This window comes from Microcoleus sp. B7-D4 (assembly GCF_036705125.1).
GTDB lineage: Bacteria > Cyanobacteriota > Cyanobacteriia > Cyanobacteriales > Microcoleaceae > Microcoleus.
In genome coordinates, this window is the sequence record NZ_JAUBTT010000017.1 from 32,990 (window position 1) to 43,938 (window position 10,949).

General features: G+C 48.3%; 7 protein-coding genes. 3 read left to right on the forward strand and 4 right to left on the reverse strand.

Annotation, left to right across the window (positions count from 1 at the left end; genetic code table 11):
- Window positions 1-289: 289 nt before the first annotated feature.
- From QUB12_RS09200 to QUB12_RS09210, 3 genes are all read right to left on the reverse strand, one after another.
- Window positions 290-1,036 (reverse strand): hypothetical protein, encoded by a 747-nt coding sequence (locus tag QUB12_RS09200; protein ID WP_333306482.1) that lies wholly within the window; start codon window positions 1,034-1,036, stop codon window positions 290-292.
- A gap of 725 nt (window positions 1,037-1,761) precedes the next feature.
- A complete protein-coding gene (locus tag QUB12_RS09205; RefSeq protein WP_333306484.1) occupies window positions 1,762-2,484 on the reverse strand; it encodes a pyridoxine 5'-phosphate synthase in 723 nt (240 codons plus the stop codon).
- Window positions 2,485-2,674: 190 nt separating this feature from the next.
- On the reverse strand, window positions 2,675-3,460 hold the full coding sequence (locus tag QUB12_RS09210; RefSeq protein WP_333306486.1) for a nucleotidyltransferase domain-containing protein: 786 nt from the start codon (window positions 3,458-3,460) through the stop codon (window positions 2,675-2,677).
- A 271-nt stretch (window positions 3,461-3,731) separates the two neighbouring features.
- Between QUB12_RS09210 and QUB12_RS09215 the strand changes: the two genes are divergently transcribed.
- The 3 genes from QUB12_RS09215 (at window position 3,732) to QUB12_RS09225 (ending at window position 7,489) form a co-directional block, all read left to right on the forward strand.
- Window positions 3,732-4,592, forward strand: a complete 861-nt coding sequence (locus tag QUB12_RS09215; RefSeq protein WP_333306488.1) for a Tab2/Atab2 family RNA-binding protein — start codon at window positions 3,732-3,734, stop codon at window positions 4,590-4,592.
- Between the two features lie 439 nt (window positions 4,593-5,031).
- A complete protein-coding gene (locus QUB12_RS09220; RefSeq protein WP_333306490.1) occupies window positions 5,032-6,327 on the forward strand; it encodes a TldD/PmbA family protein in 1,296 nt (431 codons plus the stop codon).
- Between the two features lie 97 nt (window positions 6,328-6,424).
- Window positions 6,425-7,489 (forward strand): GDSL-type esterase/lipase family protein, encoded by a 1,065-nt coding sequence (locus QUB12_RS09225; RefSeq protein WP_333306492.1) that lies wholly within the window; start codon window positions 6,425-6,427, stop codon window positions 7,487-7,489.
- Window positions 7,490-7,654: 165 nt separating this feature from the next.
- Here QUB12_RS09225 and QUB12_RS09230 read toward each other — a convergent pair.
- A partial coding sequence (locus QUB12_RS09230; protein ID WP_333306494.1) for a calcium-binding protein occupies window positions 7,655-10,949 on the reverse strand: 3,295 nt, incomplete at its 5' end.

The window sequence follows — 10,949 nt, forward strand, 5'->3', positions numbered from 1 at the left end:
CTGTTGACCGTTGACAAGCGAAATATTTTACAGCTAATTTCCACCTCCCAGATTCATCTGTGGAGTCAATTCTCAAATCTAAAATCTACAATCTAAAATCTAAAATCGACTGGCTGTTGACTGTTGACTGGGGGTGGAAAAACTCAATGGTTGAGTGTTAACTGTTGACTCGATTTTATTATTCCGATGCAACCGCAAACGATATTACGCAAAAAACAGCTCGCCAATTGGCGAGCTGTTTTTTTGGGCGACGCAAATTCGATCGCCCTTGGTATTTGTGCAATCTTTGCTATTGCACAGAAACTCGGATTGAGGACTTGACCGGCCTCTTGGCAACTACGATTACCCGGTAAGTGCCGGACTCAGGGAGTTGAGCAAAAGTTTGACCTTCGCCTTGATCCAGGAGTTCTCCCGTCGGAGATTCGATCGCCAGATCTAGATTTTTGTTGCTAGCTGTCACCCTAATTGTCTGTCCCTGCTGGCCTTGAACCGTGATGGGCTGGATTTGGTAGCCGGACATTTTGAGTTTGATTGTGGCTTGTTTTTCCTTGAATGCTATGGGAATTGCGCGATCGGGCCTATAAGTCCACTTGGCGTTAAAGTCGCGTCCGAGTACGAAGCTGGTGGTTTCACCTTTGGGGGTAACTCGCACGCGATAGATGCCGGACTCTGGCAACTGGCCAATCCACTGATTGTCTGCTTTTTCAATAACCCCCATATTTTCACCATTGGGACTGTACAGTTCGGCTGTCAGTTGTCCCGCCCACAGGGAGAGAGTGAGTTCTCGCCCTTTGACGCCTTCAAAAATATAGGTGGTGGGTTGGTTGATGGTTTCTCGGATTTCCGAGGTTGACATTCGCTCGATCGGTTCGAGGTTGGGAACTGATTCAGAGGTAACGGGTTTGTTAAGGGTTTCTGTAATTTCCGAGGCAGCCATCAGCTCGCTCGGTGCTATTTTGGGGGCTACTGGGCTGGCAAATACTGATTTTGCCGTCATCATGAGTAGCATTCCAGTCAGTAAAATTAGTTTTTTCATGTCGCACTTCCGAGGGGGGTAAGGAATTGTATATGGTTACTTGTGTTTGCCTGTTTTCACCGGATTAAATCTGGCGATCGCACAGAGGCTACAGGAGGATATAGGATACAGGTAAATATCCCGTACTGGCACAAAATCTGCTGGTAGCAAATTGGCAGTGCGGGAGCTAAGTAGTAGCCTCAGTTTGTCGGGACATTTTAATGATACTCCTTACGGATAATATCAACACAGAATATTAGTAATTTGGTCTAGGAAAATTAAAGCTTTTTCCGAGGTTCTTGCTAAAGAAATGCCCACACGCAAAAAACGCGGTGTCTTGGCTCTGGGAGGAGCGTTGCTACTAGAACACGGCTAGCACCCCACGGGGTTACGGCCCCTAGTGTTACTTCATTCTTTACCGAAAGCATCCAGGATACCCGCCACGTGATTCATCCGTCGAGAAATAAAAAACCTGTATCCGATGAAACTTGCCGAACGTATTTATCCGTGGGGTCAATGCTTCAATTCTAAAATCTAAAATCTAAAATCTAAAATCTAAAATCGATTGACGATCGCCTAATTATCTAGGGCGCTGCGAACCCCACCTTACCATATTTGTAGCGTGTCAAACCATTTTTTACGTAATTTTTGATACTGTATCTTTGTAGGGCGGATTGAGTTATTCTCTCTGATAAAAACGAGTTTATCACTACCAAATCCGCCCTACCACACGAGGTTAATTGGTACTACGAACCTGCCAGGATTTTTAGGTAAGCTTGTACTGTGTTGAACAACCCCATTTCTAGCGCTTCCGCAATTAAAGCATGACCAATCGATACTTCTAGTATATCAGGAATCGAGCAAAATTTAGCTAAGTTTTGCAAATTTAAATCATGTCCGGCATTCACCCCTAAACCTGCTGATTGAGCGGCTTGAGCTGCTAAGACATATTGTTGAAAAACAGATTCTACTCTCCCTTCGCGAAAAGCAGTTGCGTAGGGTTCCGTATACAGTTCTACTCGGTCTGCTCCAACTTCTTTTGCTAGCGGCATGAGAGCAGCATCTGCGTCCATAAACAAGCTGACTCTGATGCCGTTGTCTTTTAATTTTTGAATGATTGGTAAGAGCCGATCGCGATTTTCGGGAATATTCCAACCGCTATCGGATGTTAGCACGTCGGGAGCGTCCGGCACCAAGGTACACTGAGCTGGTTTTACGTCGCAAACTATATCCATAAATGGCGGCTGAAACGGATTTCCTTCGATGTTGAACTCAACGGTTAGCATTTTAGCTAATTCGTAAACATCGGCGGCTTTGATATGCCTTTCGTCGGGGCGGGGATGGACTGTAACGCCATGAGCTCCGGCAGCAATTACTGTTTTTGCGGCTTCGGTAACACTGGGGATGCCGATGTTTCGAGAGTTTCTGAGGAGGGCAATTCTGTTGATGTTGACGCTGAGTTTTGTCATGGGATGTTAATCTTTAAAGTTGAGATCACATCTTGCATCTTTCTCAAGAACGGGCAAGATGCCCGTTCCACAAAGAGTAGATTTTCCTGTGGAACAGGCATCTTGCCTGTTCAAAAAAGGAGTATTGACAATGGTGCAAGATATAAGTTGATAATACTATATTAATCGCTTTCGGGACGAAACTTTGAGCCTAGGGCGGTAGTGTTAGGGCATTGTCAGAGGAAAGATTAGCTTGTGCAAGCGGTAAACTTTCGGCAAAAAAAGCCTCAGCTATTTGATGTTTTGCTGCCAAATCTTCAAGATTTGCGATGCAGAAAAGCGGTGCGACGCGATCGAGTATTTCGGGCGGAAAGTCTCGGCTGAAATATTTTAGTTCAAAATCGTATCTGTGGGGACGGTAAATCATGCCCAACAGTTCGACTAAGGGTAGAAGCGTCCAATTGTGATAGTTGCCGATCGCATCTACTAAATGTCCGCGATAAATCTCTTTTTTTACCAGAGGTTGCAGCAAATCGAAACGAATTTTAATTTCGTTGAATCTCGACTGCATTGTAGAAAAATGTTTGCTTCGATCCAAAGGAGGCGGTACAATTAGATTAACTTTGTCAAAGGCGATCGGCACTTTCCCGTGTCTCTCTATTTCCAGGAAATCGTTGCGGCTGCTGCGCCGGAAAACGGCGAAATCAACTAGCAAGAAGGGCGGGGTTTCTTTCAGCCGCCAGAAACACTGCGATTGACCGTGCCAAGCGGGTTCGGGAACTCGATATTTGAGTTCGATTTCAGCAATTTCTGCGAGGGCTTTTTCAACAATCTCAAATGTTTCTTCCACGCAGTTATCTTCAACCACAACCGCAATATCGAGGTCAGACCACTCGTCGGTGTATCCGTGGGCTGCTGAACCTCCTTGCCACAAAGCGAGAACAAAATCTAAAGGTTGTAAGGTAGAAACAATCTTTTCGAGAATGATTTGTCTCATGGAATCAAGCTATACTGTTTGTTTTCCCTGGCTTGCACAAGTTTAACAAACGATCGCGTGTTGAGATTGCTCCGCGACAGTTCTCCGAGGAGTTGCTAATGCTTCCGGTTGTGCACTCCTGCCAAAAATTACACGGGAAGCTGCAAGGGAAAGTGGGAATCTTTGGGAAAGTGCGATCGCCCGCGATTGAAAATCAGCCTTATATTGTCAGAATCAGAAACTTGCCCGCTGTCCGGTAACATGAGAAAGGATTAATTTTTAACAGCGCGGCATGGCTACTATTTGGGAACTCGACTTTTACAGCCGTCCAATCCTAGACGAGCGAGAGAAAAAAAAATGGGAAGTGTTGATCTGCGAAAGCCCGCTGAATGTAGGCGACAAGGCCGACTCTCTGTTTCGCTACTCGCAATTCTGCTCCAGTTCAACCGTGAATTCCCTGTGGCTGGCGGGTGCAATTAAAGATGCGATCGCCGCAGCACCGAAACGACCTGAAAAAATCCGCTTTTTCCGCCGCCAAATGGCGAACATGATTACCAAAGCCTGCGATGACTTGGACATTCCCGCCGCCTGCAGCCGCCGCACCCTCGCCCTCAGCCTATGGCTGGAAGAACGGATGCAAGACGTTTATCCCGCCGAACCGGGCTATCAACCGGTTGTGAACCCGAGCGTTCAATTTGTACCCGAAACGCCAGTTGCGCTGCCGGATGCTTTAATCGGCGAAAAATGGGCGTTTGTGAGTTTGCCGATCGCAGCTTTTGACGAAATGTCCGAGTGGGATATCGGATTTGGCGAAGCTTTCGGACTGCCGATGACACGCCTCGCCCCAGAAACGCAAATTCCGGGACTAATTATCTACTCGTCGAGAGCAACAGCTTTGGCAGGTTGGATGTCGGGCTTGGAGTTGGCTTTCCTGAAATTTGAGAGCGGCCCACCCGCTAGGCTGGTATTAGATACGGGAGCTAACGATCGCTGGATTTTAGCTAATCTCAGAGACGCAGCAACTGAGAGAGAAGCGAAAGGATTTGAAGCCGCGAAAAACCAAGCAAAAAAAGTACATTTCTTAGCAATTCAGTCGAATCCCGAATCGGAATCTTTTGCAGGATTTTGGCTGCTGCACGAACTAACTATTTAGTCGATAGCTTGGCAATAATTGATATCTGGTAGCATTCTCAATCAGATTTAAGCCACCGGGTTTTTGCAGGAAAAATTTCGGCTTTCATATCTGACCCGCAGCAAGAAAGTCGGTTTGTGACCACAGCCAAAAAGGGATACAATCCCCCGAATCTGGTCGTGGAGATATCAAAATTTTAGATTCTAGTTCAAGTTCCCAAATTCATCTGTGGAGTAAATCTAAAACCTAAAATCTAAAAGCTAAAATCGAGTGACGCGATTGGCAAGATGGAAACAATCACAAATGCGTAAAATCTTTTGCTCGCCGATTCCAGCAGTTTCCCAAAAGAATCTAAATGTAGACCCGTGCTCCCAACCCATATCCAGTAAGTTATTGCCAATTCTTTAATCGAAAATCGAAAATCGAAAATCGAATCGCCCATTACCAACCACCGAGAACAATGACCAATCAGCAATCAGCAGAACAACTGTTAGAACTAGCCACCAAAGCAGGTGCAGAAGCTGCTGAGGTATTGGAATCGCAATCGCTCTCACGGCCGGTATTTTTTGAAGCAAACCGCCTCAAACAGCTAGAAACAGCCCAAGCAGAAGGCATTGCACTGCGGCTGTGGCGGGATGGGCGGCCGGGTTTGGCGGTGGCCTACGGGCCCGTGGAACTGCAAATTTTGGTGGACAGGGCGATCGCACTTTCGCAACTTAACGAACCGGAAACCATCGAACTCGGCACCGGTGAGAAAGTTGTTTATCCCGATCGCGGAGTGTCGGTGCCGGCCCAACAGCTAGTAAACTGGGGAAAAGAGGCGATCGCGATCGTCCGCGAAGCCTATCCAGAAAGCCTCTGCACCGCCGAACTCGACTGCGAAATCGAGAGTACCCGCTTGGTGAACACCAAAGGCTTGGATTCCAGTCACACCGACACCACCCTCAGCGGTTACTTGTCAGCAGAATTAGTGCGGGGCGAAGATTTCCTCAACATTTGGGAAGGCGAAACCGAACGCGGCACCCTCGACTTAAACACCAGCGCCAAGCGGGTTTTGCAGCGTTTAGAATGGGCGAAAGACAATGTAGCCCCCCCCACGGGCCGGGTGCCGGTGCTATTTACAGCCAAAGCAGCCGACTTGCTGTGGGGCACTGTCTGTGCGGCGTTGAACGGCAAACAGGTACTCGAAGGCGCTTCGCCTTGGAACGATCGATTGGGCCAACAAGTGACATCGCCGCTTGTCACCCTCTCGCAGCAGCCGGATATCGGGCCCTATAGCTGTCCTTTTGATGACGAAGGTACTCCCACTCGGGCGATCGTCTTTATCAACAGCGGAGTGTTGCAGCTATTTTATACCGATCGTACCACCGGTCGAGCCTTGGGCAGCGGCACCACCGGCAACGGATTTCGCCCTGGTTTGGGCAGCTATCCCACGCCGAGTTTGTTCAATGTTTTGATTAAACCAGGTTCGCTTTCGCTAATAGATTTAATCGCTAAATTAGACGACGGGATTGTAGTCGATCAAATGCTTGGCGGCAGTGCCGGAATTTCCGGCGATTTTTCAATTAATGTCGATCTCGGCTACCGAGTCAAAAAAGGTCAAATAGTCGGCAGAATCAAAGACACAATGGTAGCTGGCAACGTCTACAACGTCCTCAAACAATTAGTAGAATTGGGAGGAGACTCCGAGTGGAACGGTTCTTGCGAAACACCGTCTCTAATTGTAGAGGGATTGTCCGTCATCGGCAAGAATTAAAGTCAGTTGGCAGTTGGCCGTTGTCAGTTGTCAGTTGGCAGTTGTTAGTTGTCAGTTGTCAGTTGTTAGTTGTCAGTTGTCAGTTGTCAGTTGTTAGTTGTCAGTTGTTAGTTGTCATCAATCATCAGTCAACAGTCAACAGTCAACAGTTAACAGTCAACAGTCAACAGTCAACAATTCTCCATTCCCACTTCCCATACATAATATGCGTATTTGTTTTATCGGCGATTCTTTTGTAAACGGTACTTGCGATCCCAAATGTCTCGGTTGGACAGGACGGATTTGCGCGGCCGCTTGCGGACAAGGACACGATATTACCTACTACAATTTAGGAATAAGGGGAGAAACCAGTGCCGATATAGAAACTCGTTGGTTCAACGAAGTTTCTCGCCGCTTACCTCACTATGGCGACGGCAGAATAGTATTTTCCTTTGGCGTCAACGACACTTACCGAGAAAACGAAAAAAATCGCATAGAAGTTGAAAAATCAATTGAAAATGCTCGCTGTATTCTCACGTCAGCCAAAGAAATATTTCCAGTATTAATGGTAGGGCCACCGCCAGTTATCGATGCCGATCGCACAAGGCGGATTGCCAACTTATCCGAACAGTTTTCTCAAGTTTGCAACGAGTTAAATGTGCCTTATCTAGATGTTTGCACCCCGCTGCAAAACTCGGAAATTTGGCATAAAGAACTTACCGAAAATGACGTTTCCCATCCCCGCGCAGCCGGTTACGCTGAATTGGCTAAAATAGTTCACAATTGGGACGGTTGGAAAGCTTGGTTTAAAAATATCAATATATCAGATAAAGAGACAGTAACGCTGTTCCGAGCCGTCGGCAAAAAAGAAATGGAACTGATTAAAGAAAGCGATTTTCTGGCATTTCCGCCGCGACTGTCTTTTCAGCCTATTTTTTATCCCGTACTCCACAAAGCATATGCTATACAAATTGCACGAGATTGGAATACAAGAGATGCAGCATCGGGATATTTCGGCTATGTAACCCGGTTTCGAGTTTTGGCTGAATTCTTAAAAAAATATCCCGTCCAAACTGTCGGCAGTTCGATTCATCAAGAATATTGGATTCCGGCAGAAGAATTGGCTCAATTCAATCAAAACATTGTGGGAAAAATTGAAATTTTTGCGGAATATCAACCGTAGAATAGGAGGAAATCATCCTTGAATTCAATCGGTTTGAAGTGATAAATTTTGACTGGTACGGCACTCTGAATAGAGTGGGAAAGGGTAAAAAAACGCAGATCAACGCAAAATGGTAAAATTCATCTGCGTTAATCTACGTGTATCTGCGGTTAAAAAAAGCCGCTTCTAAATGAAAGTGAAATAAGGTTGATCCAGATTCAAATCCATCACCCCTTGCACCGTGGCAATTAAATCATCGGATTCACCGGGTTTCTTGAGGAAAATGCTAGTCGCATTCCCCGAAACCGACAGCGAATAATTGCCCTTAATTCCCGAAAGGACGATCGCATCCTCAGCAGAATTAAAGTCACTAATCACAGCATTACCATCACCAGAGTAGTAGATTTTATCACTATCTCCCAGCAAGAAACGGTCTTTACCTTCCCCGCCAGTCAAAGTATCAAACTCCCCAATTCCAGGATTAGTAGCACTCGGATCGATACCTGCTAAAGTATCATCTCCTTCGCCACCGCTGACAACATCATTACCGCTGCCGCCCAGCAAGAAATCCTTATCTAACTGACCGAAAATGCTGTCATCTCCCGCATCACCGCCGAGAGAATCATCGCCCTTCCCGCCAAAAATTATATCGTTACCGTCTCCTCCCAAAGCAACATCCAAGCCTTTATTTGCGTACAGCGAATCATTACCGCCGCCACCTAAGATGCCGTCGGAAGCTTTACCGCCGTAAACAATATCATTGCCATTTCCAGCATCGATCAAGTCGGTGCCAGCATTGCCCAATAGCGAATCTTCGCCGTCATTGCCCTGGATATTATCAGCACCATCTAAGCCGGAAATCGTATCGTTTCCAGCTAAACCATCCAGTGCGTCAGCCTGCGGAGTTCCGAAGAACAAATCGCTAAGCGGCCCGCCACTGAAAGTAGAATCAACGGTAGTATTCGGACTCGGAATCCCAATTGCCGGTGTTAAAATTTGGGGGCCGTCAGGTGTGGGAGTTGGTGTGGGTGTGGGTGTGGTTGTGAGTGGGGGTTTGAATACAGGTACGGTGGCAAAGCGAGAGAGAATTGTATTGCCGGAGACACCTGCAACATTTTCGATGAATCCAGTACCCGGAATATTGCTAGTAGCATCAAAGAAATTGAGAAGTTCGAGGTCGTTAGCGAGGTTGATTTGACCGTCTTTATTCACGTCTACTACTAAGCTAGTACCGCTGCGACCGATTCCTACTGAACCGTTCGTCAGAGATGTAACTAAGGTAGTATCCGGGAGAACGAGGTTGTCAGTGCCGGCAGCGCCTTGAATTTTGCTACCAGCGGCTGTTGCGGGGTCGAGGATAAAGGTATCGTTGCCACCGCCACCGGTGAGGATGTCGGCACCGCCGTTACCGATGAGGCTTTCATCGCTGCTGCTGCCAGTGATAGTATCAGGCAAAGCTGTACCGATGATAACTTCGATACCGGTGAGAGTATCAGTACCTTCGGCTGTGGAACTTCCCGCCGCGAGATTGATATTTACAGGACTCAGCAGAGTAGCATAAGACACCGTATCGATACCGGCACCGCCGACGATGCTGTCATTGCCCAAACCGCCAACTAGAGAATCATCTCCATCGCCGCCGTCGAGAGTATCATTGTCCTCGTTTCCGAACAAAAAGTCATTGTCGGCACCGCCCAACAAACTGTCATTCCCTTCAGCCCCGTACAGAGAATCTTTGCCATCTCCTCCATTGATAATGTCAGTACCTTCACCGCCCCACAGGCTGTCGTCACCGGCAGCGCCTACCAGAGTATCGTTACCTTCGCCGCCGTCGAGGGTGTCGTCGCCATCCCCGCCGTCGAGATAGTCATTCCCAATCCCCGTACCGAGAATTACGTCACCGCCCGCCTCACTAATCGTAATGAGTTCGTCGCCGTTGAGCACATCATTGCCAGCGTTGCCGAACAGCGAATCATTGCCTTGATTGCCCTCAATCTCATCGTTGCCCGCCAATCCGTCGATGCTGTCATCGCCGCCACCACCTGGAAGGAAATCCGGGTCGGGCGTCGCCTTCAACGGGAAACTCTTGAGAATGGCGTCCCCTGAGAGATTGCCAACTTGTTCGATAAAACCATCTCCTTGTTCCAGATTTGGTTCAGCGAAGAAGTCAAGAATCAACAAGTCGTCAGTTGCGTTAAAAATCCCGTCTTTGTTGAGGTCAATTAGCAAGTCGGTATCGAATTCGCCGCCCCGCGTCACGCCTGCCGTACCGGCGGCCAAGCCGATCGCCAGCGTGAGACCATTGAGAGTTAGACTATCGGTGCCGCTGTCGTCAGCAATGACATTGCCCCCTGCGGAAGTACCATTTAACACGTAGAAGTCATCGCCGGTGCCGCCTTCTAGACTATCGGCACCGCCACCACCTTCTAGGGTATCGTTACCGTCATCTCCGTAGAGTTCGTCATTGCCAACGCCGCCGTTGAGGCTGTCGTTATCTTCGCCACCGCTTAGTTCGTCATTGCCGTCACCGCCTTCTAGGGTATCGTTGCCGTCACCCCCATCTGCAATATCGTTGCCGACACCGCCAGAAATAGAGTCATTGCCTTCGTCCCCTGTAAGGGAGTCATCGCCGGCATCTCCTGTGAGGGTGTCGGCACCGCGGCCGCCTACAACTTCGTCATTGCCGTCGCCGCCGGAGAGCAAATTATTGCCCAATTCATCTTCTAGGATGTCATTTCCCGCGCCGCCAATTAGGCTGTCGTTACCTTCGTTGCCATTTAAGTAGTCATCGCCGGCATCTCCTGTGAGGGTGTCGGCACCGTTGCCGCCCAAAACTTCGTCATCGCCGTCGCCGCCGGAGAGCAAGTTATTGCCCAATTCATCTTCTAGGAAGTCATTTCCCGCGCCGCCAAAGAGGCTGTCGTCACCTTCCTCGCCATTTAAGTAGTCATCGCCGGCATCGCCAGAGAGGGAGTCATTTCCTTCCCCACCGAAGATGTCATCGTCGCCTCCGAGGCCGTCGATGGTGTCGTTTTGGGCGCTACCTTGGAGGGCATCATCGCCGGGAGTTCCCAATATTATCCCCGGAGTCGGACTTGTCGGAGTCGGAGTTGTCGGACTTGTCGGAGTTGTTGGAGTTGGAGTTGGAGTTGTCGGACTTGTCGGAGTTGTTGGAGTTGGAGTTGTCGGAGTTGTCGGAGTTGTTGGAGTTGTCGGAGTTGTCGGAGTTGTTGGAGTTGGACTTGTCGGAGTTGTTGGAGTTGGACTTGTCGGAGTTGTTGGACTTGTCGGAGTTGTTGGAGTTGGACTTGTCGGAGTTGTTGGAGTTGTCGGAGTTGTCGGAGTTGTTGGAGTTGTTGGAGTTGTCGGAGTTGTCGGAGTTGTCGGAGTTGTCGGAGTTGTTGGAGTTGTCGGAGTTGTTGGAGTTGGACTTGTCGGAGTTGTTGGAGTTGTCGGAGTTGTCGGAGTTGTTGGACTTGTC

Bases quoted from the DNA above. Each gene is read 5' to 3' on its own strand.
- QUB12_RS09200 (WP_333306482.1), bottom strand. From the start codon at position 1,036: ATGAAAAAACTAATTTTACTGACTGGAATGCTACTCATGATGACGGCA.
- QUB12_RS09205 (WP_333306484.1), bottom strand. From the start codon at position 2,484: ATGACAAAACTCAGCGTCAACATCAACAGAATTGCCCTCCTCAGAAAC.
- QUB12_RS09210 (WP_333306486.1), bottom strand. From the start codon at position 3,460: ATGAGACAAATCATTCTCGAAAAGATTGTTTCTACCTTACAACCTTTA.
- QUB12_RS09215 (WP_333306488.1), top strand. From the start codon at position 3,732: ATGGCTACTATTTGGGAACTCGACTTTTACAGCCGTCCAATCCTAGAC.
- QUB12_RS09220 (WP_333306490.1), top strand. From the start codon at position 5,032: ATGACCAATCAGCAATCAGCAGAACAACTGTTAGAACTAGCCACCAAA.